Source organism: Pontibacter ramchanderi, from assembly GCF_002846395.1.
Lineage (GTDB): Bacteria > Bacteroidota > Bacteroidia > Cytophagales > Hymenobacteraceae > Pontibacter > Pontibacter ramchanderi.
The window spans coordinates 779,819-805,014 of the sequence record NZ_PJMU01000001.1 but is presented as its reverse complement, the minus strand read 5'-3'; the positions used below and the strand labels follow the sequence as shown (position 1 = coordinate 805,014).

Sequence of the window (25,196 nt, the reverse complement as noted above, 5' to 3'; positions counted from 1 at the left end):
TACGCAGGATTGACAGCGCAGGCGGTACCTGGCCTTTGGCACAGCAGCTTCAAAAAACATAGCCCAATGCTGCGAAACATCGGGCTATACCTAATTTCGTTCAAACATCTTACCCTATGCCTGCCTCTTTCCCGAGTGATACGAGGTCGGCCACGTTGCTGGTACCCAGTTTGCGCTGTATGCTTTTGCGGTGCGTGCTCACTGTGTTCGGGCTGATGAAGAGCCGCTCGGCGATTTCCCTGGTGCTACAGCCTTTGCAGATCAGTTCCAGAATCTCGATTTCGCGTTTTCGCAGGCTTCTCAACAAAATCCTGTTCTTCTGCTTCAGGTTCTCGCGCAGCGCCTGTGTCAGTTGCTCTTCTGTGTTCATGCGCGGACTCATATCCACGTCGACGCATATAATTTCCTTCACCTCTCCCTTCGGGCTTTTGTTAAAGGCCTTGGCCCAACCCAGAAACCATTTATACTGGCTCTCATGCTTGTGTTTTGCCCGGAACAGGCCACCGAACTCAGCGCCATCAAAGTGCTGGTAATGGGTAATGCTGTCTTCCGGTATATGCAGGTCGTCGGGGTGCACAATGGCCTGCAGGTAAGCCATGCCGCCCATTTCATTGATCTCCTCCAAGGTATAGCCGAGGGTTTCTTCGTTGGTCCGGTTACACCAGATCACCCCTTCCTGCAGGTTGGAGATGTAAATATTGGCCGGCACCTCGTGCACCACCTTTTCCAGGAAAGCACATTTTTCACGCAGATTCCGGATCTCGCTTTCCAAGGCGGCAATCTTGTCAGTTTCAGAGGACTGTTCAGGCATAATATAGAGGTTGTGCGGTTATGAGATAAGAGGCTAAAATAATAAAAATCCTGTAGAAAATTTTACGCCCGCTATACCTTAATTTAGGTATGGTTGAAGAGCAAAACCGTTGATATAAAAATCATTTTAGCCGAAATACAGCAACAAACCCACTTTCTTCTTAACTTTGTTTTTCGTAATAACTATTTATGAAGAACATTCGCAATTTCTGCATCATCGCTCACATCGACCACGGTAAAAGCACCCTGGCCGACCGCCTGCTGGAGTTTACCTCGACGGTGGCGGAGCGTGAAATGCAAAACCAGTTGCTCGACAACATGGATCTGGAGCGTGAGCGCGGCATTACCATCAAGAGCCACGCCATCCAGATGAACTACCGCTACAAAGGAGAAGACTATATACTAAACCTGATCGACACGCCGGGCCACGTTGACTTTTCCTATGAAGTGTCCCGCTCCATTGCTGCCTGCGAGGGTGCATTGCTGATTGTGGACTCTTCGCAAGGTATAGAGGCCCAGACGATCTCAAACCTGTACCTGGCCATTGGTTCCGACCTGGAAATTATACCTGTACTGAACAAAATTGACCTTCCGCACGCCATGCCGGAGGAGGTGAGCGACCAGATCATCGATCTGATCGGCTGCGACAGAGAAGACATCATCCATGCTTCCGGCAAGTCCGGCATCGGTATAGAGGAGATTCTGAATGCCATTTGCGATCGCATACCGGCCCCCAAAGGCGACCCGGCTGCACCGCTTCAGGCATTGATCTTTGACTCAGTGTTTAACTCCTACAGAGGCATTGAAGTATATTTTCGTATTTACAATGGCACCCTGAAGAAAGGGGAGAAGGTGAAGTTCATTAACACGGGCAAAACCTACGAGGCCGACGAGATTGGGGTACTGAAACTGAACCAGGAGCCGCGCCAGGAAATGGCTGCCGGTAACGTGGGTTACCTGATTTCAGGTATAAAAAACGCGAAAGAAGTAAAAGTAGGCGATACCATCACACATGTGGACCGTCCTGCAACAGGTATACAGGGCTTCGAAGATGTGAAGCCGATGGTATTCGCAGGTATCTACCCGGTAGAAACTAGCGAGTACGAAGAACTGCGGGCCTCTATGGAGAAACTGCAGCTGAACGACGCCTCGCTGGTGTGGGAACCGGAAACCTCAGCTGCTCTTGGATTTGGTTTCCGTTGCGGTTTCCTGGGTATGCTGCACATGGAAATTGTGCAGGAGCGTCTGGAGCGTGAGTTCGACATGACGGTGATCACCACGGTGCCGTCGGTGCAGTTCCATGCCTACACCACCAAAAACGAAATGGTGAAGGTGAACGCTCCTTCCGAAATGCCGGAGCCGAACTATATCGACCACATCGAGGAGCCCTTCATCAAAGCGCAGATCATTTCAAAAGCTGAATATGTAGGGCCGATCATTACGCTGTGTATGGAGAAGCGCGGTATTCTGAAGAACCAGACCTACCTGACCAGCGACCGTGTGGAGCTTTCTTTTGAAATGCCACTGGCCGAGATCGTGTTCGACTTTTTTGATAAACTAAAGACTATTTCCAGAGGCTACGCCTCGCTTGACTACGAGCTGATCGGTTTCCGTCAGTCGAACATGGTGAAGCTGGACGTGATGCTGAACGGCGAGAAAGTGGATGCCCTGAGCGCTATTGTGCACCGCGAAAAAGCCTACGAGTGGGGCAAGCGCCTGTGCGAAAAGCTCCGCGAGCTGCTTCCGCGCCAGATGTTCGAGATCGCCATTCAGGCAGCCATTGGGCAGAAGATCATCGCCCGCGAAACAGTGAAGGCCCTGCGCAAGAACGTATTGGCCAAGTGCTACGGCGGTGACATTTCGCGTAAGCGCAAGCTCCTCGAGAAACAAAAGAAAGGTAAGAAACGCATGCGCCAGGTTGGCAACGTGGAAATCCCGCAAGAAGCCTTCTTAGCCGTGCTTAAACTCGACTAATACAACCAAGCCCCGACGTGCCCCTGCGCGCCGGGGCTTGTCGCTTTTATGCTTTTGACTACCGAGGCCAAGTGTAGATGGTTTTCTTTATCTATTGTCACAAAGTCTTTTGTCAATTTTTCAATACAGAACCCTTAACTTATAATTTTAATAAATAACATGATTCTGCTCGACGGTAAAAAAACATCCGAAGCCATTCAGCAAGAGATTGCCGATGAAGTTGCCGAAATTAAAGCCAATGGGGGCAAGGTGCCTCACCTGGCTGCCATACTGGTAGGCAATGACGGAGGGTCTGTCACGTACGTAACAAACAAGGTACTGGCCTGCGAGCGCGTGGGCTTTGGCTCAAGCCTGATACGCTATGAAGATGATGTGACCGAGGAAGAGCTGCTTGCCAAGATTAAGGAACTGAACGAGAGCGAGGTAGTGGACGGCTTTATCGTACAGTTGCCGCTGCCAAAGCACATCAATACCCAAAAGGTACTGGAGGCAGTTGACCCGAAAAAAGACGTAGACGGGTTCCACCCAGCAAACGTGGGCCGCATGGTAGCCGGTCTGACCTCCTTCCTGCCTGCTACTCCCTATGGCATCCTGCAACTGATCGAGCGTTACGGCATCGAGACCAACGGTAAGCATTGCGTCGTTATCGGGCGAAGCAATATTGTGGGCTCCCCGATGAGCATCCTGATGGCCAAAGCCGCTTATCCGGGTAATGCCACTGTGACGCTCTGCCACCGTAACACCGTTGACCTGGCCTATCATACCCGTCAGGCGGATATCATCATCGCCGCTGTAGGTATACCTGGCCTTATCACTGCCGACATGGTAAAAGAAGGCGCCGTGGTAATCGACGTAGGCACGACCCGCGTGCCGGATGCTACCCGCAAGTCGGGCTACAGGCTGCGCGGCGATGTGGACTTCGACAATGTAGCACCAAAGTGCAGCTACATCACGCCAGTGCCAGGCGGTGTTGGTCCACTGACCATTGCCATGCTGCTGAAAAACACCCTGAGGGCAGCCCGTAAAGAGGTATACGCTTAGGCATTTTTCAAAATTTAAATTTTTAGAAAGCCCCTCCTGAGAAACGGGAGGGGCTTCTTTGCTCTTAGATTTTCTGCTTACTGGGTCATATACTTATACCTGATGATTCAAATGAGTTTGAAATTACGACCTGGGCACTGATAACGGAACATAAGTAGCGCCATACCTTGTTGCTTTTTTAATTAACTTTGCAAGTTCGTTGCGGCTATACCTGGTTAGGCCGCTACCGGATTATCATTTAAGGAAGGTCTATACCTGTAGGTTGAGGTATAGCCGATGGAATACAAAATTGGAAACGACAAAAGCATACAAAACTGCCTCTATTCATACAGTGCCGAAAGACGGCAGTGAACTTCCCTTGATGGAGGCATTCTATACGATACAAGGCGAGGGTGGCAACACCGGTACGGCGGCATATTTTATCAGGCTGGGTGGCTGTGATGTGGGCTGTCACTGGTGCGATGTGAAAGAGAGTTGGGACGCAGAGCAGCATCCGCTCACGCCTATACCTGACATTGTGGCTACTGCCAAAACCTTTCCGGGCAAAACCGTCGTAGTGACGGGAGGCGAACCTTTACTCTACAATTTAGGCCCGCTCACAGCCGGACTGCAGGAGGAAGGTATACGGACTATGATCGAAACTTCCGGAGCTTACCCGCTGATTGGTCACTGGGATTGGGTGTGCCTGTCTCCTAAAAAGTTCAAGGCACCCGATGCTTCTGTTTATCCTTTTGCAGATGAGCTAAAAGTCATTATATTTAACAAATCGGATTTTGCGTGGGCGGAGGAGCATGCAGCCAGGGTAGGAGCCAACTGCAAACTATACCTGCAGCCAGAGTGGAGCAAGGCCACGCAACTAATGCCGCTTATTGTCGAGTACGTTAAAAACAACCCCCAATGGCGTGTGTCTTTGCAGACCCACAAGTACATGGACATCCCTTAAAAAGCTATGCTTAAGCCACTGCTTCTTCTGACTCTGCTCACTTTTGGTATAGCAACCTCCTGCCTGGCGCAGGGTAAGTCGGCATCTAACTCCAGAAAAGCAATCACGCTTTATTACAAAGCAGAAGAAGCAGCACAGGCCCGCGACTTTAACAAAGCGCTCGCCTACCTTGATGAGGCCATTGAACGCGACCCGAAGTACGCGGATGCCTATCTGAAGATAGCGCACCTGCACCGGGCTATGGGAAACAAGCCTGAGGTGTTTGAAAATCTCCAGAAAGGCCTGTCGCTGAAGCCTTTTAATGCAGGGCTGATGAACAGTTACTTTGACCTGGCGGACCTATACTTCGAACGGGGCGATTACGAGAACGCGCGTAAAAATTTTGAGTATTTCCTGCGGGGCAAGCCACGCAACGGCCGCATGACCGACTTCGCCCGCCAGCAGATACAGTCTGCGGATTTTGCCGCGGAAGCGATGAAAAAGCCCGTCAACTTTAACCCGGTCAGGCTACCCAACAATGTCAATCGCTTCGAACTGCAGTACTTTCCCTCCACCACAGCCGACCAGCGCCACCTGATCTTTACCGCACGCGCAGGCCACCGGCCGGATCAGGACGAGAATATTTTTGTCAGTCAGTTTCGCGATAACCAGTGGAGCCCACCCAGTTCTATCTCGCCTGCCATCAATACCACAGCCAACGAGGGAGCTGCCACCATTTCCGGTGATGGCAAAACCATTGTGTTCACTTCCTGCAACCGCTCCGACAGCCAGGGCGATTGCGACCTGTATATTTCCTTTAGGAGCGGAGACGAGTGGAGCAAGCCCAAAAACATGGGCTCCGTCGTAAATTCCAAAGCTTGGGATTCCCAGCCCAGCCTCTCTGCCGACGGCCGAACTTTATACTTCACCTCCACACGCCCGGGAGGTATAGGCAAGGAAGACATCTGGGTAACCCGCCTGAATGAAGACGGCTCCTGGCAAAAACCCGAGAACATGGGAGAACCCGTGAACTCGAAAGGCCGCGATATGGCGCCCTTTATTCATGTGAGCGGAAGTACACTTTATTTTGTAAGCGATGGGCACCTGGGCATGGGCGGTCTTGACGTGTTTATGACCACACAGGATAACAAAAGCAAATGGAGCGCACCTGAAAACATGGGCTACCCACTGAACACGCATGCCGACGAAGGCTCGCTCTTCATCACGGCCGATAACAAAAAAGGCTATTACTCCCGCCAGGAGATGACAGAGGCCGGCGCCTCTACGATACAGCTTTACGAACTGGATGTGCCTGAGAACTGGCGCAGCAAAGTAAAAAGCACCTATGCCCAGGGCCGCGTATACCATGCTGATACCAAAAAGCCGATCGCTGCCGTGGTGCAACTTTACGACGTGAATGCCGACTCGCTGGTGCAGCAGGTGAACTCTGATAAGGTATCGGGTGAGTACACGATCGTGCTCTCCGAAGGACGGCAGTATGGCCTCTACGTGTCTGCGCCGGGTTTTCTGATGAACAGCCTGCACTTTGATTATATCTCGCGCAAGTCGCTGGACCCGGTTGCGCTTGACGTATACCTGAAGCCGATCAAAGCGGGCGCGGCCATTGTGCTCAACAACCTCTTCTTCGACACGGGGCAATACAAGCTGGAGCGCGAGTCGAAAACCGAGCTCGATAAGCTCATCACCTTCATGCAGCAAAACCCATCGATCAGGATCGAGATTTCCGGCCACACCGATGACATTGGCTCCGATGCCGATAACAAAATCCTTTCAGAGCGCCGCGCCCGTTCCGTAGCAGACTACTTACGCAGCAACAAGGTACCCAAAGACCGCATCACCTCGGTGGGCCATGGCGAAAGCAAGCCCGTAAAACCCAACACCTCCGACGAAAACCGCAGCCAGAACCGCCGCATCGAAATGAGGGTGTTATAAGGAGGGGAATAGAGCTCCTATCACTTACGAAGGAAAGTGCATTAGTTCCTATCAGCTTCTGACTCCGTTATTTGGAAGATGAAAAGCCTTTGTTTGGGTATACTAATGCTCAATTGAGGTTACTTTTCCTTCTGGAGAAAGGAACATTTTCCATTGGCATTGAATGTCATAAGCACATACTGTATCCGTTCGGCCGATTGCATCCTCCCGAAGTGGATTTTTTCAGCCACTACTGTTTTTCAGGTATAGGTATAGTTGTGTGGCTTAAGTTTCTCACGTACCATTTAAGAGGGTCCATGGGTATAGGTATACCTCAGGCACCACTCGGCTAGAGGCCCCACTATACCCGTCACAAGCGAGGCCCCCCGCGCCATACCTTGCGCAAAGAGCAAACACTTCAAAACAAAACGGCCCGCTACTATTCAGCAGCGGGCCGTTCCATTATGTTACACTACAAACTTATCGTTTTTCGATATCCACGTAGTTGCGCTCTGTTTCGCCAGTGTAGATCTGACGCGGACGGCCGATTGGCTCTTTCTGCTCGCGCATTTCTTTCCACTGTGCAATCCAGCCTGGGAGACGGCCCAGGGCGAACATCACCGTGAACATATCGGTAGGGATACCGAGGGCACGGTAGATAATACCTGAATAGAAGTCTACGTTCGGGTACAGCTTGCGCTCTACAAAATACGGATCGTTCAGGGCCGCTTCCTCCAGTTCCATGGCAATGGTCAGGATAGGGTCGTTGATGCCAAGGGCAGTCAATACCTCGTCCGCAGCCTTTTTGATGATCTTCGCGCGCGGGTCGAAGTTTTTGTACACGCGGTGACCGAAGCCCATCAAACGGAACGGATCGTCTTTGTCTTTCGCTTTAGCAATGTATTTCTTCGAGTCGCCACCGTCTGCTTTGATAGCCTCTAGCATCTCGATCACGGCCTGGTTGGCACCACCGTGCAGCGGACCCCACAGGGCGCTTATACCGGCAGAAACAGAAGAGTAAAGGCTGGCGTTGGCAGAACCTACCAGACGCACAGTAGAGGTAGAGCAGTTTTGCTCATGGTCGGCGTGCAGGATAAGCAGCTTGTTGATAGCGTCTACTACCACTGGGTTGATTTCGTAATCTTCCGTTGGGAAGGCGAACATCATGTGGAGGAAGTTAGAGCAATAGTCCAGCTTGTTTTTAGGGTAATTTACCGGATGCCCAACTGAGTTTTTGTAAGACCAGGCAGCAATGGTAGAAATTTTAGCCATCAATCGAATGATCGACAGGTCCATTTCTTCTTTCGTCTGATTTGGGTTAAGCGACTCCGGATAAAAAGCCGTAAGTGAGCTGATCATGGCGGAAAGAATACCCATTGGGTGTGCCGTTGATGGGAAACCGTCCAAAATTTTGCGCATGTCCTCGTTTACGAGCGTGTGCATTTTGATCTTGCCACTGAAGTCATCCAATTCCTGCTTAGTTGGCAGAGCGCCGTAGATCAGCAGGTAGGCTACTTCAATAAAATTCGACTTTTCAGCCAGTTGTTCTATCGGATAGCCTCTGTAGTGCAGGATTCCTTGCTCTCCGTCCAGGAAAGTGATCGCACTTTTGGTGGCACCCGTATTTTTATAACCTGAGTCCAGGGTGATGTAACCAGACTCCGAGCGCAAAGCTGCTATATCGATTGCTTTCTCATTCTCAGTACCAGTTACAACCGGGAACTTATAGGACTTCCCCTCTAAAATTATTTCAGCGTGTTCTGACATGCCTTTATTTTTTATATGTCCGTGAATAGTCTCTTAACGAAGCGAAATTATGGAAAAATGTGTTTAAAATGAAATTAGGGAAGCATGAATATCTTAAGTTAATAATATTTTAACCTGGCTTTCCCTTCATGACAATTGTATAAACGTCAGCACGGCAAAAAGTTTCTGAAAACAGGTCTTGCTTTTAAAAAGATGTGAGCAATGCAGGTGAATGAAAAGCGTATTTCTTAATTTCCCTTCGCTCTTCATACCTCTTGCTGAAAGCTTTTTTATAGTAAAAGTTACCAAAGCGACGGTCCATCATCTGTACTACCGCCAAAGCCTTTTTGCGGACTGTAAGGTGTGCCCTTACCTTCCAGGTGATTCTGCATATCGCGGTGCAGCTTGATACGGTCCAGCCGGATAAACTCGCTCCACAACTCCTGCTCGCGCTCCGACATCCTATCAATCAGGTCGCTTAGCTGCAAGCCGTTTTTCTGGCCCTGCAAGTCGCGAATGTAAGGGTCGGAATCCAGCATGTGTTGGATTTTCACCTTGAAATAGGTGTTGAGTTCCTGGTACCTGTCTTCATCCCAATGTTCTGTCTGCTGCATAAGCTTAGTGTTTGATTTCTATAGGTACTTTGTTTGTCGGATATAGGCTACAACCCGGTGCGTTGGCTCTGGCAGCAACAACAGGTATAGGTATAGCCGGATTTGTACAAAATACGTATAGATGTGAAGTTATAAAATATTACCGATTTTGAATCTAAAAGCCAGGTGTGCTGTTCTGCAAATAAAGAGAGGCCGCACCTGACCACTAAGCGATAAAATTCTACGTATAGCATAACATAGGGCACAGGGGACAGCCCATATTGTCGCCGAGCCACTCTTCCCCTGTTCCGGGCAATGGAAAGCAGCGCCCTGCTTCATGTGTACGCGTACACATTTCCTGTCCGCAGACCTGTGCGTGAGCACACAGCCTCAGCATTTACCAAAGGCCTGGCCACAGCGCAGGTGCCAGACAAACATGCAAAGCGGCATTCCTTTGAATGAAGGCGTGCAGACCAAATATATAACGCAAGATGATGACGACATTCAGCTGACAGGCAGTAAACGGGCTCTTCTTTTCGGGCCACTGCTTATTGCTCTCAGATATAAAATGATTCTCTAAAAATACGCCCTATGAACATTTTAGAAAAGATCAAGACCAATTACAGTGCCTCCCTAAACGAGATGACAGTAGCTGCCTACCTCGAGGAGTGCCGGAAAGACCCCAAAATGTACGCTAAGCCCGCTGAGCGTATACTCGACGCCATAGGCGAGCCCGAGATGCTCGATACGCGCCAGGACCCTAAACTGAGCCGTATTTTCTCCAACAAGAAAATAAAGATCTACCCGGCCTTCCGCGACTTCTATGGCATGGAAAATACCATCGAGCAGATCGTGTCGTACTTCCGGCACTCGGCGCAGGGGCTGGAAGAGAAAAAGCAGATCCTATACCTGATGGGACCCGTGGGTGGAGGCAAAAGCTCCCTGGCCGAAAAACTGAAGCACCTTATGCAGCAAAATCCCATCTACGTGCTCAAGGCCGGCGAACAGATCAGTCCGGTGTTTGAGAGTCCGCTGGGGCTGTTTGCAGACTACGCCGAGGAGTTGGAGGACGAATACGGTATACCGACCCGCTACATACCGGGCTGTATGAGCCCCTGGGCTGCCAAACGCCTGCGCGAGTTCGACGGCGACGTGAACCGCTTTAAAGTGATCCGTCTTTTTCCCTCCATACAGGAGCAGATCGCCATCTCCAAGACGGAGCCCGGTGACGAAAACAACCAGGATATTTCTACATTGGTAGGCAAAGTCGACATCCGCAAGCTGGCCGAGTACCAGCAGAGCGACCCGGACGCTTATTCCTATACCGGTGGTCTGTGTCTGGCTAACCAGGGTTTGCTTGAGTTTGTGGAGATGTTCAAAGCCCCGATCAAAGTGCTCAATCCACTGCTCACCGCCACCCAGGAGAAAAACTACAAAGGTACCGAACCCATCGGCGCTATACCTTTCGACGGTATTATTCTGGCGCACTCTAATGAGTCAGAATGGGCCAAATTCCTTAACGATAAAAAGAACGAAGCTTTCCTCGACCGCATCTACAAAGTGCAGGTACCTTATTGCCTGCGCGTGAGCGAGGAAATCAAGATCTATGAAAAACTGATCCGCGAGAGCTCCCTCAAAGATTCTCCCTGCGCTCCAAAGACCATTGAGCTGCTGGCCGAGTTTTCGGTTATGTCGCGCCTAAAAGAGCCTGAAAATTCCAGTATCTACTCCAAGATGCGGGTATACAATGGTGAGACGCTGCGCGAAACAGACCCGAATGCCAAGTCCATACAGGAGTACCGCGACGATGCCGGTATCAACGAGGGGATGCAGGGCATCTCGACCCGCTTCGCTTTCAAGATCCTTTCCAAAGTCTTCAACTTCGACAGCGAAGAGATTGCGGCCAACCCTGTGCATTTGCTTTATGTGCTGGAACAGGAGGTGATTAAAATGATGCTGCCGCCCGAAACGGAGAGCAAGTATTTGCACCTCATCAAATCGGTGCTGGCCAGCAAGTATGCCGAGTTTATCTCCGACGAGATCCAGAAAGCTTACATCGAATCCTATAGCTCCTATGGCCAGAACATCTTTGAGAAGTATGTGGTGTATGCCGACCACTGGATGCAGAACAACGACTACCGCGATCCGGACTCAGGTGAGATCTTCGACCGAAGCATTCTGAACGATGAACTGGAGAAGATCGAGAAGCCGGCAGGCATCGCCAACCCGAAAGACTTCCGCTCTGAGGTGACGAACTTCTTTTTGCGCCACAAGGCCAACCACGGCGGCAAGAGCCCGCGCTGGGATTCCTACGAGAAGATCAAATCCGTGATCGAGAAGAAGATCTTCACCAACACCGAAGACCTGCTACCAGTCGTTTCCTTCAACGTCAAGACGAACGAGGAAGACGAGAAGAAACACCGCGACTTCACACGCCGCATGCGCGAACGCGGCTACACCGACAAGCAAATCCGCATCCTGGTAGACTGGTTCATGCGCGTGCGTAAGACAATGGCATAGGAGGGGAGTATGAGCCACATCATCGACAGACGAAAGAACGACAAGGGGAAGTCTACTGGCAACCGGCAGAAGTTTTTGAAGCGGGTGGAGAACCAGATCAAGAAGGCTATACCTGACATCATCTCGCAGGAGAGCATCAAGGACAGCAGTACCGGTGGTAGTGTGAAGGTGCCTGTGCGCGGCCTCGAGGAGCCGACCTTTCACCACGATCCCAAGACCGGTAAAAAGCAGACCGTGCGCCCTGGCAACGATAAGTATAGCGAAGGCGACCGTGTACCTAAACCGAAAGGAGGGGGTGCAGGGGCAGGCAGTGGCCGCGGCAAGGGCTCTAACAGTCCGGAGGTGACTGAGGATGAGTTTACCGTGGTGCTCTCGCGGGAGGAGTTTCTGAAGTATTTTTTTGATGACCTGGCGCTGCCCAACATGGTGAAAAAACTGATGGACAGCACCGAGAATTTTGAGATGCGACGTGCCGGTTATACCCGCGACAGCGTTCCTTCGCGACTCAACATCAAGACCAGCTACCAACAGTCGCTTGGGCGTCGACTGGCCCTGAAGGGCGTGCTGGACAAAAAGTTGGCGTTGTTGGAGGAGCAGCTGTCGCTGGCGACCGACCCGGAGCAAAAAGTAGTATTGGCAGAGGAGGTGGAGAAGGTGCGGCGACAGGCCAACACCCTGCCTTTTTTTGAAGACATCGACCTGCGCTACAACAACTTTGAGCGGGTGCCCATACCTGTCACCTCGGCGGTGATGTTCTGCATCATGGACGTGTCGGCCTCGATGGGGCAGCACGAAAAGGATATTGCCAAACGCTTTTTCACGCTGCTTTACATTTTCCTGACACGGCAGTACAAAAATGTGGAGTTGGTCTTCATCCGGCACCATACCGAAGCCAAGGAAGTGAGCGAAGACGAGTTCTTCAACTCACGCGAGAGCGGGGGCACGGTGGTGGCGCCATCGCTCAAACTGATGGAGCAGATCAGGCGTACCCGCTACGACGATAGCTGGAACGTGTACTGCTGCCAGGCCTCCGACGGCGACGTGTGGTCGAAGCAGGACGCTACCGAGTGCAAGCAGCTTTTGCTGGAGGATATCCTGCCTACGATCCAATACATGGCCTACATCGAGATCAGCAACAACCCGCGCGAGAGCGACCTGTGGCAGGCCTACAGCCGCATCAGCGACGACGACTCATTTTCGATCCGGCAGGTATACGAGCCCTTCGAGATCTGGCCGGTCTTCCAGGGGCTGTTCAGGAAGAGGAGCACCGTCTGAATCAGGGTTTACAGGATTTTCCTGTACACGATTGCTACCCCTGCGTTATCCTTGAACCTGTACATTCCCAGTTTTCTCCCTAAGGTCGAAATGATATAAAAAATCAATTAAAGGTTAAGAATACTTAATCCTGAAAATCCTAAAATCCTGTAAATCCTGATCCATGACAGACAAAGAAAAATACCGGGCGATGTTCTGTGATCCGAATTGGGATTACGAAACGCTGCAGGCAGCCGATGAGGTGATAAGCCGGATAGGGAAGGAGTACCTCAAGCTGAAAATATACCCGAACCAGATCGAAGTGGTGACGTCTGAACAGATGCTGGATGCGTATGCGCTCACCGGCCTGCCTACCTCGTACCCGCACTGGAAGTTTGGGAAAGATTTTGTACTCAACCAGAACAACTACACCAAGGGTCGTATGGGGCTCTCGTACGAACTGGTGATTAACTCCAACCCCTGCATCAGCTACAACATGGAAAACAACTCCACCTGCATGATGCTGCTCGTGATCGCCCATGCCTGCCAGGGACACAATGCGTTTTTCGCCAACAACTACATGTTCCTCGACTGGACCTCTGCCGACTCGATTGTCGACTACATGGCCTTTGCGCGGGAGTATATTTTAAAATGCGAGGAGGAGCACGGTGAAGAGGAGGTGGAGCGAGTGCTCGATGCCGCCCATGCGCTGATGAACTATGGCGTAGACAAATACAAGAAGCCTTCTAAGCTGTCGGCGAAGGAAGAAAACGAACGCCTGAAAAAACTCACCGCCATCCGGCACGAGAATTACAACGAGATCTGGCGCACGCTACCACAGGCGGTGGCCGAGCTGGATGTGGCAGTACTAGACGAAGGCCGTTTCCCGAAAGAGCCGGAAGAGAACATTCTATACTTTATTGAGAAGTATGCGCCTGCTATGCCGCAATGGAAGCGGGAGATCGTGCGCATTGTCCGTAAAGTGGCGCAATACTTTTACCCGCAGGGGGCAACCAAGGTCATGAATGAGGGTTTCGCCACTTTTGTGCACTACCATATCATCAACAAGATGTTCGAGGAAGGTTATCTCAACGACGGCTTCATGCTCGAGTTTATAAAGAGCCACAGCAGTGTGCTCTTTCAACCCGAGTATAACAGCAAATTTTACTCCGGCCTCAATCCCTATACCCTGGGCTTCAATATATTCATGGACATCAAGCGCATCTGCCAGGAGCCGACTGAAGAGGATAAGGCTTGGTTCCCGGACCTGATCGGCAAAAATTGGCTGGATCAGGTGCTGTACGTGATGGAGAACTTCCGCGACGACAGTTTTATCCTGCAGTACCTTTCTCCCAAGGTGATCCGCGACATGAAGCTCTTCACGATCATCGACAACGAAGGGGAGTCTGAGTTCCAGATTGGGGCGATCCATAACGAGCGCGGTTACCGCAGGGTGCGGGAGCAACTGGCTAGTCAGTACGACCGCTCCAATTACATTCCGAACATACAGGTAACTCGCGTTGACCGGCACCAGACCAGCAAGCTATACCTGACGCATTACATGCAGAAGGATCGGAAGCTTGAGAGCAAGAGTGCACGACAGACTTTGGCGCATCTTCGCTACCTCTGGGGTTTCCCGGTGGAGTTGCATTCTAAAAATAAACTAGGCATCAACGAGAGTTCTTTTGAAGTGAAGTAGCAGCAGGGGAGTAGCAAGGCCTTATGGCCTTACTTTCGTTCGGATAAACTCCTGCAGCCCCTGCTCAAAGCGTGTTACTTCCTCCATGGTGTTATAAGGCGCCAGACCGACGCGTACCCAGCCGCCCATCGGGTTTACGCCTAGTTTATCGGCCATGGTGGAGGCGTAGAAGTGGCCATCGGCGATGCACATGTTGTAGTTTTCGGCAAACCAGCTCGTTACTTCACGGGCTTTTATACCTGGAATAGTGAAAGCGAAGGTGGGCGTTTTGTATGTAGCTTCTGAAGCGCGGTAGAATTTCAGTTCCGGAATCTGGCGTAGAAAATTATCCAGTCGGGTGGTCAGTTGCTGCTCGTGCCGCTCGATTCGCTGCATGGCAGATGTGAGCCGCTCTCTCCGGGAAGCGCCCTCGCCCCATCGTTCAATAAAGGTGATCGCACCGATCAGGCCGGCAATGGCTTCATGGTTTTGCGTGCCGGTTTCCAGCTTGTCAGGTATCTGTTGTGGGGCTGGAGCCAGCTTGTATACCTGAAGTTTCTCAAACAGCGTAGCTGCAATAACAGCGATACCGATGTGCGGACCAAAAAATTTATAAGCCGAGCAAAACAGGATATCGCACCCTAGCTCTTGAAAATCGATGGGCAGGTGCGGCACGGCATGCACGGCATCTAATACCACGATCGCATTCACCGCCTTGGCCCGCGCTATTACCTTGCGTACATCATTCACCGTGCCTGTCACGTTCGACGACATACCTACCGCTACCAGTTTTGTCTTCTCGGTGATCAGTTCCTCCAAATAGTCAAGCTTCAAGGTATAGGTCTCGGGATTCAACTCAATGAAACGGACGTGGGCACCTTTGTCCTTGGCAAGTGTCACCCAAGGGTCTACATTGGCGCGATGGTCCATTTCGGTTACCACCACTTCGTCGCCAGCTTTTATAAAACCACCGAGGCTACGGGCGACACTAAACGCCAGCGTTGTCATGTTTTGCCCGAATGCTACTTCCTCGGGAGCACAGTGCAGCAGGTCCGCTACTGCCTTTCGGCCTTCCAATAGCAGGTTATCGGTGCCTACGCTGGTCGGGAAGGCGCCGTGCAGGTTGGCCATACCACCCGTAATGTAAGCCAGCATGCCGTCTATAGCCTGCTGTGCCATTTGGGTGCCACCGGGGCCATCAAAGTAGATGTATGGTTTCTTGCCGCCTTTCTCCTGCAGGGCCGGAAAACATGCGCGAAGATCTGCTACTGCTAAAGTGCTCATAGGCTGTTTATACGGTTGACCTGTCGTAAGTCCGTTTAGTCGTTGAAGTGATACAGGAAAGTCACCACGCCAGTATACGCTGGTTTACGGCTGTTTTCGATTTCCAGGGTAACCTCGATCTGTGTTTTGGCAATGCCGCGCAGGTTTTTAACAGAAAGCATTTTGGCGCGCAGTCGCACACGGCTGTTTACAGTAACAGCCTGGTTGAACCGCAGACTTTCGATCTCATAATTCACCTGCATCTTCACATTTCCGATCTTCACGATCTGCGCCCACAGGTAAGGCAGTAGCGACACAGTGAGGTAGCCGTGTGCGATGGTTGAGCGGAAGGGCGTTTCGATGGTCGCGCGGTTTTCATCCAGATGAATCCACTGGTGGTCGAGGGTGGCGTCTGCGAAGTTTTTGATTTGCTCCTGTGTGATGGTATGGTACTCGGAAACGCCCAGTTCTTTCCCCTGATAGGATTCCAGTTCCTCCAGGCTGTTGATGGTGATTTGGCTCATGATCAGTTTGTGTGTTTGTGTTAGCGGTATAAACTTACGTTTTATTCTGTAAAATTAGTTAATTCCTATACTTAAGAAGGGTTTTTATAGCGCGAACGTCTTCGGTTGTTACAGGTATCTAGGAGAGGCTGCCCCAGCATTGTTATACCTATACCTGGCGTAGCTGCTGCTTTTCTATACCTCAATCTTTTTTGTTTCATTGCTTCGCCTGTGCGGCGGGCACTTCCTTTTTTCCTTGATGGGGGTAGGGGCCCTCGATAAAGAAAGAGGGCCCCTACCCCCAGTAAGCAAAAAAATCAAGACGATTTTGAATAGAGGGCCCCTACCCCCACTCGCTGACCGCTCAAACAAAAAATCGTCGATGGTGCACCTGGCTGAGGTGATCTGTTTCATTGCCAGCGGGGCAAGTTAGTCGTGCTATACCTGCCAGTGGTTCGTGCTCCAGAGCCTACACCTACAAACTGACAATAGCAGAAATCCCCACTAGAGAGGGGTAGGGGTGTGTTCAGTCAGCTAGCATCCCAAATAGCACAGACAATGAACTTATACCTGTAAACCGTTATTGGCCGAAAAGTCCCCCTTCGAAGGGGGTAGGGGGATATCACTCGTGCACAAGTATACAAAAGTAAAAGCAATTAAATCCATAGATTGGCAGCAGCAGGAATTATACTGTGATATATGGGCCCTCTGCAAAAAATGACAGATACAGTTATACAAAGAGTTATTGTATTCTCACACGGTTTTGCCTCCTGAGTGGAAACTCACCCCAGCATCCAACCTTCTTATCTAATGCACGCTATAGAAAATACTCGACACAACCCGACTACCATGAACTACAAACAATTGGGGAAATCAGACTTACGCATCAGTGAAATCGCATTCGGGTGTATGTCGCTGGGGCGTGACCAGGCGGCTGATGTGAAGCTGCTGCACAAGGCGCTGGAACAAGGGATTAACTTTTTTGATACGGCCGATCTGTACGAGAAAGGGGCGAACGAAGAAACAGTGGGGAAGGCATTGGCAGGTATGCGCGACAACGTGATCATCGCGACGAAGGTGGGCAACCAGTGGCGGCCCGATAGAAACGGCTGGGATTGGAACCCCTCGAAAACGTACATCCTGAAGGCAGTGGAGGAGAGCCTGAAACGACTGCAAACCGACTACATCGACCTCTACCAACTCCACGGTGGCACCATCGACGACCCGATCGACGAAACCATCGAAGCCTTTGAATTACTCAAGCAACAGGGCAAAATCAGGCATTATGGTATCTCGTCCATCCGCCCCAACGTGATCCGTGAATATGTGAAGCGCTCCAACATCGCCAGCGTGATGCTGCAGTACAGCCTGCTGGACCGGCGCCCGGAAGAAGCTGTACTGGACCTGCTGCAGAAAGAGGGCATTGGGGTGCTGGCACGGGGCAGTCTGGCACAAGGGCTGCTGGCCGGTAAACCCGCCAAAGCCTACCTGGGCTATACCTCGGAGGAGGTGGATCAGGCGATCGAAGCTGTCAATACGGTGGCCCAATCAGTGCGGCACCCAGCTGCCGTAGCGCTTCACTATACCTTGCACCACCCGGCTGTTACGGCTGCCGTTCTGGGCATCCGCACCCGTGAGCAGTTGGACGAGGCACTTCAGGCAGCAAGTTCTCCGAAGCTCAGGCTGAATGAAATCGAAATATTAAGACAGACGCTGCCGGCCAACAGGTATAGCGATCATCGTTAGCACTGTGCTTTACTTTGTGAGTGGAACGTAATAGGTCAGATTCAGTCGCAGTCCGTTCCAGTCCGGCTTCAGCTTTTTGTCGGAGTTGTTGAGTCTTTAGTTTGCTGCAGGCAGCACTTGCTCTTCTCGCTTTCCGCCAATTGTGTAACCGAGCGAAAGGGTCAGTCTGAGGCCGCTCCAGTCCGGGGCGAGCTCCTGGTTTTGCAGCATGAGCACACTCAGTTCATCGTTTTTTAAATGAAAAGGCTTTTGGCTGTGGTTGATGAGGTAGCCGATTGAAAGGCGGGGCAGAAATCGCTTGTAGTGGTAGCCGATGGCCAACATCGGTTTGGCACCCAGGCCCACTGCCTTAAAATCCTCGCTGTTGGTATAGCTATCGCCGTCTACCTGCATGCTCAATTCCATTCGGAAGCTGCTCAGGATCACGGTGCTCTCCAGACCATACATCAGGCTTATTCCGTTTAGCCTGTGTTCGCGACCCAGAATGCCGCCAAAGGAGGTATAGCGTAGCAGCTGGTCCAAACGCAAACTGCCGGAGTAATCTTCGTAAGCAAGCCGGCCACCGGTGGAGCCCTGTTCAAACAACAGACTGATCCTGTTTTGCTCCGTCAGGTGCAGCGACACCAGCAGGCCCCGCTGAAAATAGGCCGGAAATTCATCAGTGGCTTTGGCCCATACCCCCACATTTCGCCTGTAATCGGACTGTACCAGTTTCATGTCGCCCATGGCATAAGTGCCGTAACCCAAGCGGGGCTCCACAGTCACCTGCAGTTGGGCAAAAGCCTGTCCTGAGAGCATTAGTACAAAAAGAAAGAAAACAGCTCGCATGATGTGGCGCTAAAAAGTAAGAGGTAAGTAATAGTCCTTGGCATAAAGGCGGTTTTTCACGAAAGAGGCCGACCCAATCGCGTTGATCTTCTTCAGCACCTGGTTCCCCTCCGAATTATAGATGTAAACATACTGGTAGTCATAAACCACAAGGTAGCCGGTTGCCTTGTCTATGGTCGAGATAACCTGTTCACCCTGCAGCTGGATCGATCTGACAGGCGTATTGGTGCGGGTACTGAAAAAAGTGGGAGCTGCTGCGCGCCTTTCAATATAAAGCGGCTCTTTGGGGTGGTATAGCACGGCATCCGGATGGAAACCGGTCTTGCTCTCTTTTAACCAGGTGCCATTGCTCTGCTTCAGGTAGATGAGGTTGGGGGCCGCGACCATCTGCCCGTCCGGACTGATGGTGGCTGTTTTGACTGAGTAGTTCTGCGCCTCGTTCAGCTCCAATGCCCCGGTATCCATGTTCACCACATAAAACCGGTCGATTCCGTTTGTGTTGCGCAGGTAGATCAATAACCGGTTGGTGTTGCTGACGTGCAGACTCATGGAGTTATAAGCTACCAAAGGCACCAGGTCGGCTAACTGCCAGGTGCCTGCTACCTCCAGCGTAAGCGGGTCGAGCCGCAGCAGGCCCGACGATGTATACAGGTATAGCAGGCGGCTGTCGGCGGACATGGCCACCGTGGTGCTGGTGTAATTTTTGGAGCGGAGGAGTGCCAGGCTCTGGCCATCGATCACTTTCAGCTCCGATTGCGAGAAGTCGTAAAATAGGTCGGCCTCTACCGCATAATGGGACCGCACGAAGGGAGTAAAAGCGTTTTCCTCACCCATACCCGGCAGCGTGTTGTAGTCGGAGGTATGGATGCTGGATGTAGTGAATTTCTCCGGGTAGGAGGTAAGGCTGTACTGTGGCCTGATGCCGAAAGGGACGTTCTTTATCGTGAGCACGGTGTCATTCACGTTTGTGATCTCGTGGTCTGCGTAGCCATTGTTATAGCCGTAGGTCATCAGGAACCGGTAGTATCCGAAATTGCGTTGGAACCTGGAGCTGCTAAAGGTTACCTTCATGTCTGACTCGCCGATGTACTCATAACTGAGCAGGCGGGGAATAGGAGAAGTAAAGAAAACGCGTTCGCTCTCAGCAATGCGCCCATCGAGGTCTTCCACCCCAATGCTGTAGTACATATCGCCCCCCACATAGTGCACATCCTGCCAGGTCGTAATGTTGGGGCTCAGTGTCAGTTTCTGGGACAGCTGCCCACGTTCGTTATACCTATACACAATGTAGTTTTTGATATAGCGCCGGGCATATGGTTCCCAGTTCAACTCCAGGGTGCCCTCCATAGCCTTTATGCTAAGCAGCCGGGTAGGTGTGGGGCCAGCGTTTTCAATCACCATTACCCACTGCCGGTATACTTCCAACTGTTCGGAGCCGAGGTGGTCCGACAGACTGCCGGTGCCGGTGCTCGCTCTCACCATCATTTTGAGGTTATGGTGCCCATCGGCAAATTCGGCGGTATTGATCTTGACAGTGCCGGTGCGGTTCAGGTTCTGGTACACCCTTCGCTCGCCAAGCCATAACTCAACGCCGTATACCTTCTTTCCGCCCGTCTGTACATTAAACTCGTAGGTAACGGAGCCGCGGGCATACAGCGTATCGCCTTGCTCGTTTAGGTTGAGCTTATAATCGGCACGAGGGGTGGGGTCCAGCTCGCGGTAGTGGCTACCGGATGGGCTGAAGTCGCAGGAAAACAGGAAAAGCGGAAGAACTCCGTAAATAAAGCGTAAAAATTGCTGCATAGGCAAATGTGTATAATTAACACGGCGCAAAAAGCGGGCAAATATACAGATTGTCTGATATTTACAATCATGCTCATGCAAAAATGGGTAATTATACCTGCCTTTTGGTGCAATTTCGAGGTATAGCGGAAAGTTGATCGGGACTATCTGCAGTTCCTGGTCACTACCTTGCCTGCTCTATTCAGGTACACCGTCTTGCCATCTTTCAGCAGTTCGATGCAATCATCTGAGCGGTAGAACTTTACGGCTTTGTCGAATACCGGACCCGTCAGGTCTTTGCCGGACTTATCTACGTACCCGAACTTGTAAGCGTCGCCGGAAGCGGGATCCTGGCGGTAGTAATAGAAATGATCAGAATCATCGCTCGTAATGTAGTCGTACCAGGCTGTAAACTGTTTTCCCTCTGCCGAAAAAAGTGCTTCCTTCTTAGCTGTGTTCGTTACATTAAAGGTCTTATTGTCACTTCCTGAACTGATCTTCTCATACGCAAACGGGATCACGGTATTGCCCTGCTCGTCCAACACGCCGGCCTTGCCTTTCAAAACCAATATGACCAGGCCATTTCTGAAATAGCTATACGCATCGTCATAGATCAGCGGCACCAGTACTTGGTGTGTCTTTTTGTCGATGTAACCACACTTGCCGTTCAGGCAAACACGGTAGCGGTTTCCCTCGCTGTATACACTGTCATAAATGGGTTCGAGCAGGTAGGTTCCGCTTTCACCATCTATCAGGGCTTCTTTGCCGTTTACCGTGATCATGATCTCAGGGCCATGGTAACCCCGTAGTATGGCACCTGCGGGCAATATGCTCCTGCCAGTTTCGGAGATGATGTCCGTTTTGCGTTTCCCTTCTTCCTGGTACTCGGCATAAAACACATCGGTGCGCTTGTAGAACACTTCCAGTTTGCTGTACCGGATTGGGAGAAGGAGATGCTGTTCCGCGTCCATCAGCCCGAATTTGCCGTCCAGCTCTACTCTTATGTATGGCTCAAATTTTTTGTATTCCACAGTGTTATACTTGGCCGGTACCACGACCTTTCCTTCGTCATCAGCCAGGCCAAATTTCCCATTTTTTTCGATCAACTTGTAGTATACCTCCAGCTGTAGCTGCTGCGGCGGCATTTCTTCCAGTTCTTCTATTACCTGCGCTAAAGCGGTTACCAAAGGGAGAAATAGGAAAATGAGGAGAAGTAGACGTTGCTTCATATGTAGTTTGTTAGTAAACGGTACAGGGTCTGAATATTAAAGATACGCTATATAAACAAGTCTTGCAATTTGAGTTAGAGCGCCGGGCCTTCGCTGAAAACAAAAAAGCAGCGAACGGTTCGGTTTGCTGCTTTTTTGATAGAGTAGGTATACCTGCCGTGCAGGATTGGACGCTAATCGTAGCTTTTCTTTTTCTTCTCGAGTTTGGCCGCCTGCTTTTCTTTCGGGGTTTTGGCTGGCTTTTTCTTGGCCTCTTTTTTCGCGTCTTGTGACTTTGCCATAGCGTTAAGTTTTAAGGTATAGCGAAAGGTACGGAATATTTCTATTCGAAGTGCACCTCCAGTTCATCTTCTGCCAGCCCGAATGCAATGCCCCGTAACAGGATCTGGGCGTTGGGGTGAGTGAGGTCCTCCAGATCCTGCCCGATCTCCCGGATGCTCATGCCCAGCGTATCGCCCCCGAAAACGCGGATGCGCAATGTCCTTGTATCCAGGTTGTCGTCTTCGCTCTCGTCATCGGCATCAGCCTGCAACTGCAATTCCATTTCCTGCAAACGCCCTATCAGGGTGTCGCGGTCTATTTCCTGGTCCAGGAACTGGCCGAACAGCTGCCGGGCCATAGGAGAGTAGTGGGGTTGATGCGTCATAGGGAATAGGTGAAGTCAATGCAGATTTTAACGCAAGATAAGAGAAATACGCCTTATAGGATGCCTTTGTATACCTAAGGACTCCCTGGCGTTCACGGATTCAGGCTAGTTCTTTCACCGCCTGTTTCAGGTTTCCGGAAATGCTATGCAGCCACTTCAGCTGATCCGAGATCAGGCGGGCCTCTTTCAGGTTTTTGAGGAAGTCGGGGGCGATGGGCTTGTACGTAGCGCCGGCCAGCTCGCGCGTGCGGATGGCCACCAGTTCGTTATACCTGCCCTCCAAGTGGTCGTAGGCCTCTATCAGTTCCTCCCTGGCCACATCTTCGGCCACGGCCTCCTCCTGCAGGGTCTGAAGGGCCTGCACCAGGTTGGCGTCTATTGATTTGATGATCAGGTGCAGGTCTTCCGAGGCTGCATCTGTCTTTGTATCCCGGATAAAAGTGCCCAGCGCCGCCGCAGCCGCCAGAAAGGTGTGGTTTAACCCGACGATCTCGTAGAACTCCATCAGTTGCTGCTGTGCCGACTTCGGCTCCTGGCTCATGCGCTGGAAGGCCGCGTTCAGGTTGCCCATTTGCAAAAAAGCCTCTTTCCGGGCAAGTTTGTAGTCGGTGGTGTTCTGCGACCTGTGCTGGCTATATCGGTCAATCTCGGCCAGGTAGAGGCGGTTGGCGTGCAGCGCCTTCACAATGCTGCTTTTGATGCTCTGCGACTCCCAGGAAGGCCACAAAAAGGTGATAGCCGCTACGGAAATAACAGCGCCCGTCAGGGTATCAATTACCCGGAACTGGATCGCGTCGAAGGCATCCGGGGTGATGAGGGCGTAAATGAAGATAACGCCGGTGGTTACAAAAATAGAGGAGGTGCGGTAGTTGCGCTGGATGAAGGCGAAGGAGAGGACAAGCGAAACCAGGGCCAACACACCATACAGGTATACGTTCTGCACCAGCAGCACAATCAGCCCCGCAATCACCGCACCCAGCAAGGTGCCGTAGAGCCGGTGCTTCGAGCGCTCCTTGGTCAGGCTATAGCCGGGCCTCAGGATGACCACAATCGTGAGCAGGATCCAATAGGCGTTCTGGATCGGGAAGAGAATGCCCAACCCGTAGCCCAGCAGCATCGCAATCGTCAGCCGGCCGGCGTGTTTAAAGATCGGCGATTGCAGGGAGAGGTTGTCCCGCAGGATGCGCACATCATAGTCCTGCTGGGTGATGAACTGCCGGCTTTCCCGGCTCTGCATGCCGATGCCTTGCTGCTCCTCCAGGTTCAGGAATACCCGCTCGATGGAGGTGATCTTTTGCAGCAGTTTTTCTTCGTAGTCCAGCAGGTTGTGGAGCAGCAGCGCACCCTCGCGAGCCTGTGGCAATTTCAGTTCTTCCACGTACTGCCGGATGCTGTCGCGGCACTTTTCCAGCAAGGGCTCCAGGTCATTTTCTTCCGGCAGGCCACGCCGCAGCTGCATGCTGTCCGCCAGGTGTTCGAGCTTGGCCGACAGTTCAAAAACCAGTTTAATAAAAGGAAGTAGCACCCGCACGGAGTGGCCAAACAGCTCCCTTGCACGTTCGTAGTTGGCCGGGTTGGCCAGCGATAATTCCAAGATGTCGATCAGGTCGATAAAGATCAGGAGCTGCTTGCGGTGGTAGTTGGAAGAGCCTGAGCTCTGCCTCTCGTGCAGCAGCACCTCGCGCAGGGCCTCGTGCGTTTCGTTTAGTTTCACTTGTAAGTTGTAAAACTCTTTTTGCAGCCCTTCCGGGTTTTGCTCTTCTGTGGCCAGCTTACCGCGCAGCTGTATGTAGCGGGCCGTCTGCCGCAGACAGTTAATGAGCAGCGTCTCGGTTTGCCGCCTTTGCAGCAGCGAATGGAAAACAAGCGACAGCAGCAGTGCCCACAAGCCACCCGCGCCCATCAGCAGACCGTGTATAAAAATATCGGCGCCCGTGTGCGCGTGTACAAAGCTCAGCACAATGGCCATCAGGCCGGCGAAAGACACCAGCGAAGCCCGGAAACCATACACGGAAATGAAGGAGATGGCGAACACCAGCACAGCCAGCACCGGTAGCAGCAGGAATATACTCCCTGCTGCCAGATCGATGGCAGTACTGGCCAGCATGGCAATGGTGGCCGATACGAGAATGCCAACGGTCTTATGCTTCCGGCTGCCCGGTACATCGCTTCCCGAAGCCAGCACCACGCCCATGGCGACGCTCAGAAAGTAGGGCACCTGCTCAAGCCATAGCCCCAGCGATACAGGCACAGCGGCACCAAAGGTGATCACCAACGCCTTTACAAAGTCGGTACTTCTGATAAAATGTCTCAGCTCCTGCAGCATACCGCAAATGTACGGGAAGTACAGAAATCAATCTAGGTTACTGGAGAAGCTTCTGCTCTTTCAGCCAGTCAAAGATGATCTGGTCAACGGGCGACACGGCCTCTCTGTCCTGATAGGTAAGCCACACCACTTCTTCTATTTCACTGGCAGCGGCGATCGTGCCGGTATAGGGACCGGTATAGCAGGTCATCTGCACCTGCACCCCATCCGGATGGCTATCGGCCTGCGCCTGAAATATACCCAGAAACCGGGTGCTGTCCTCGATCAGGGCAATGCTGAGTTCTTCGTTTATTTCCCGCGACAGCGCCTCGAAATCGCTCTCACCTGCTTCGCGTTTTCCGCCGGGGAAATAGTATTTGGTTCTTCCCTTGCTGCGGGTGCTCAGTATTTTGCCGTCCCGGAT

General features: G+C 51.7%; 19 protein-coding genes. 8 read left to right on the top strand and 11 right to left on the bottom strand.

Annotation, left to right across the window (positions count from 1 at the left end):
* Positions 1–109 precede the first annotated feature (109 nt).
* Positions 110–811 (bottom strand): LuxR C-terminal-related transcriptional regulator, encoded by a 702-nt coding sequence (locus BD749_RS03405; RefSeq protein WP_101442958.1) that lies wholly within the window; start codon positions 809–811, stop codon positions 110–112.
* Between the two features lie 188 nt (positions 812–999).
* Here BD749_RS03405 and lepA point away from each other — a divergent pair, with 188 nt between their 5' ends.
* The 4 genes from lepA (at position 1,000) to BD749_RS19710 (ending at position 6,700) form a co-directional block, all read left to right on the top strand.
* Complete coding sequence (gene lepA, locus BD749_RS03400; RefSeq protein WP_101442957.1) at positions 1,000–2,784, top strand: translation elongation factor 4; 1,785 nt, start codon at positions 1,000–1,002, stop codon at positions 2,782–2,784.
* 159 nt (positions 2,785–2,943) lie between these two features.
* Positions 2,944–3,825, top strand: coding sequence for a bifunctional 5,10-methylenetetrahydrofolate dehydrogenase/5,10-methenyltetrahydrofolate cyclohydrolase (locus BD749_RS03395; RefSeq protein WP_101442956.1), 882 nt, complete (start codon positions 2,944–2,946; stop codon positions 3,823–3,825).
* Positions 3,826–4,114: 289 nt separating this feature from the next.
* The gene (locus BD749_RS03390; RefSeq protein ID WP_101442955.1) at positions 4,115–4,768 is read left to right on the top strand and encodes a 7-carboxy-7-deazaguanine synthase QueE; all 654 of its coding nucleotides are present in this window, start codon (positions 4,115–4,117) and stop codon (positions 4,766–4,768) included.
* A gap of 6 nt (positions 4,769–4,774) precedes the next feature.
* A complete protein-coding gene (locus tag BD749_RS19710) occupies positions 4,775–6,700 on the top strand; it encodes an OmpA family protein (protein ID WP_143741222.1) in 1,926 nt (641 codons plus the stop codon).
* A 459-nt stretch (positions 6,701–7,159) separates the two neighbouring features.
* Here BD749_RS19710 and BD749_RS03380 read toward each other — a convergent pair whose 3' ends face one another.
* Both BD749_RS03380 and BD749_RS03375 read right to left on the bottom strand, forming a co-directional pair.
* Positions 7,160–8,446, bottom strand: coding sequence for a citrate synthase (locus tag BD749_RS03380; protein ID WP_101442954.1), 1,287 nt, complete (start codon positions 8,444–8,446; stop codon positions 7,160–7,162).
* Positions 8,447–8,727: 281 nt separating this feature from the next.
* Positions 8,728–9,039 carry a hypothetical protein gene (locus BD749_RS03375; protein ID WP_101442953.1) on the bottom strand — a complete coding sequence of 104 codons (312 nt, stop codon included), beginning with the start codon at positions 9,037–9,039 and terminating at the stop codon, positions 8,728–8,730.
* Between the two features lie 570 nt (positions 9,040–9,609).
* Here BD749_RS03375 and BD749_RS03370 point away from each other — a divergent pair.
* The 3 genes from BD749_RS03370 to BD749_RS03360 all read left to right on the top strand — a co-directional run bounded on the left by BD749_RS03370 (position 9,610) and on the right by BD749_RS03360 (position 14,491).
* Positions 9,610–11,538, top strand: a complete 1,929-nt coding sequence (locus BD749_RS03370) for a PrkA family serine protein kinase (RefSeq protein ID WP_101442952.1) — start codon at positions 9,610–9,612, stop codon at positions 11,536–11,538.
* A 9-nt stretch (positions 11,539–11,547) separates the two neighbouring features.
* Positions 11,548–12,813, top strand: a complete 1,266-nt coding sequence (locus BD749_RS03365; protein ID WP_101442951.1) for a YeaH/YhbH family protein — start codon at positions 11,548–11,550, stop codon at positions 12,811–12,813.
* 163 nt (positions 12,814–12,976) lie between these two features.
* Positions 12,977–14,491 (top strand): SpoVR family protein, encoded by a 1,515-nt coding sequence (locus BD749_RS03360; RefSeq protein ID WP_101442950.1) that lies wholly within the window; start codon positions 12,977–12,979, stop codon positions 14,489–14,491.
* A 21-nt stretch (positions 14,492–14,512) separates the two neighbouring features.
* Here the strand turns inward: BD749_RS03360 and BD749_RS03355 are convergent, their stop codons facing one another.
* Both BD749_RS03355 and BD749_RS03350 read right to left on the bottom strand, forming a co-directional pair.
* Entirely contained in the window at positions 14,513–15,754 is a 1,242-nt protein-coding gene (locus BD749_RS03355; RefSeq protein ID WP_101442949.1) for a cysteine desulfurase-like protein, read from the bottom strand.
* A gap of 35 nt (positions 15,755–15,789) precedes the next feature.
* Entirely contained in the window at positions 15,790–16,257 is a 468-nt protein-coding gene (locus tag BD749_RS03350; RefSeq protein WP_101442948.1) for a MaoC family dehydratase, read from the bottom strand.
* 828 nt (positions 16,258–17,085) lie between these two features.
* Here BD749_RS03350 and BD749_RS03340 point away from each other — a divergent pair.
* Entirely contained in the window at positions 17,086–17,982 is an 897-nt protein-coding gene (locus tag BD749_RS03340; protein ID WP_101442946.1) for an aldo/keto reductase, read from the top strand.
* A 96-nt stretch (positions 17,983–18,078) separates the two neighbouring features.
* Here the strand turns inward: BD749_RS03340 and BD749_RS03335 are convergent, their stop codons facing one another.
* From BD749_RS03335 to BD749_RS03310, 6 genes are all read right to left on the bottom strand, one after another.
* Positions 18,079–18,810, bottom strand: coding sequence for a hypothetical protein (locus BD749_RS03335; protein ID WP_101442945.1), 732 nt, complete (start codon positions 18,808–18,810; stop codon positions 18,079–18,081).
* A gap of 9 nt (positions 18,811–18,819) precedes the next feature.
* Positions 18,820–20,613: a TolB-like translocation protein gene (locus tag BD749_RS03330; RefSeq protein ID WP_101442944.1), complete on the bottom strand. Its 1,794-nt coding sequence runs from the start codon at positions 20,611–20,613 to the stop codon at positions 18,820–18,822.
* Between the two features lie 143 nt (positions 20,614–20,756).
* Positions 20,757–21,821: a WG repeat-containing protein gene (locus tag BD749_RS03325; RefSeq protein WP_101442943.1), complete on the bottom strand. Its 1,065-nt coding sequence runs from the start codon at positions 21,819–21,821 to the stop codon at positions 20,757–20,759.
* A 322-nt stretch (positions 21,822–22,143) separates the two neighbouring features.
* A complete protein-coding gene (locus BD749_RS03320; protein WP_245868668.1) occupies positions 22,144–22,467 on the bottom strand; it encodes a hypothetical protein in 324 nt (107 codons plus the stop codon).
* A gap of 100 nt (positions 22,468–22,567) precedes the next feature.
* Entirely contained in the window at positions 22,568–24,793 is a 2,226-nt protein-coding gene (locus tag BD749_RS03315) for an FUSC family protein (protein WP_101442941.1), read from the bottom strand.
* Between the two features lie 37 nt (positions 24,794–24,830).
* Complete coding sequence (locus BD749_RS03310) at positions 24,831–25,178, bottom strand: NUDIX hydrolase (RefSeq protein WP_245868846.1); 348 nt, start codon at positions 25,176–25,178, stop codon at positions 24,831–24,833.
* Positions 25,179–25,196: the final 18 nt, after the last annotated feature.

Bases quoted from the DNA above. Each gene is read 5' to 3' on its own strand.
- BD749_RS03320 (WP_245868668.1), bottom strand. From the start codon at position 22,467: ATGACGCATCAACCCCACTACTCTCCTATGGCCCGGCAGCTGTTCGGC.
- BD749_RS03340 (WP_101442946.1), top strand. From the start codon at position 17,086: ATGAACTACAAACAATTGGGGAAATCAGACTTACGCATCAGTGAAATC.
- BD749_RS03375 (WP_101442953.1), bottom strand. From the start codon at position 9,039: ATGCAGCAGACAGAACATTGGGATGAAGACAGGTACCAGGAACTCAAC.
- BD749_RS03360 (WP_101442950.1), top strand. From the start codon at position 12,977: ATGACAGACAAAGAAAAATACCGGGCGATGTTCTGTGATCCGAATTGG.
- BD749_RS03365 (WP_101442951.1), top strand. From the start codon at position 11,548: ATGAGCCACATCATCGACAGACGAAAGAACGACAAGGGGAAGTCTACT.
- lepA (WP_101442957.1), top strand. From the start codon at position 1,000: ATGAAGAACATTCGCAATTTCTGCATCATCGCTCACATCGACCACGGT.
- BD749_RS03355 (WP_101442949.1), bottom strand. From the start codon at position 15,754: ATGAGCACTTTAGCAGTAGCAGATCTTCGCGCATGTTTTCCGGCCCTG.
- BD749_RS03405 (WP_101442958.1), bottom strand. From the start codon at position 811: ATGCCTGAACAGTCCTCTGAAACTGACAAGATTGCCGCCTTGGAAAGC.
- BD749_RS03330 (WP_101442944.1), bottom strand. From the start codon at position 20,613: ATGCAGCAATTTTTACGCTTTATTTACGGAGTTCTTCCGCTTTTCCTG.
- BD749_RS03350 (WP_101442948.1), bottom strand. From the start codon at position 16,257: ATGAGCCAAATCACCATCAACAGCCTGGAGGAACTGGAATCCTATCAG.
- BD749_RS03370 (WP_101442952.1), top strand. From the start codon at position 9,610: ATGAACATTTTAGAAAAGATCAAGACCAATTACAGTGCCTCCCTAAAC.
- BD749_RS03315 (WP_101442941.1), bottom strand. From the start codon at position 24,793: ATGCTGCAGGAGCTGAGACATTTTATCAGAAGTACCGACTTTGTAAAG.
- BD749_RS03380 (WP_101442954.1), bottom strand. From the start codon at position 8,446: ATGTCAGAACACGCTGAAATAATTTTAGAGGGGAAGTCCTATAAGTTC.
- BD749_RS03335 (WP_101442945.1), bottom strand. From the start codon at position 18,810: ATGCGAGCTGTTTTCTTTCTTTTTGTACTAATGCTCTCAGGACAGGCT.
- BD749_RS19710 (WP_143741222.1), top strand. From the start codon at position 4,775: ATGCTTAAGCCACTGCTTCTTCTGACTCTGCTCACTTTTGGTATAGCA.
- BD749_RS03395 (WP_101442956.1), top strand. From the start codon at position 2,944: ATGATTCTGCTCGACGGTAAAAAAACATCCGAAGCCATTCAGCAAGAG.
- BD749_RS03325 (WP_101442943.1), bottom strand. From the start codon at position 21,821: ATGAAGCAACGTCTACTTCTCCTCATTTTCCTATTTCTCCCTTTGGTA.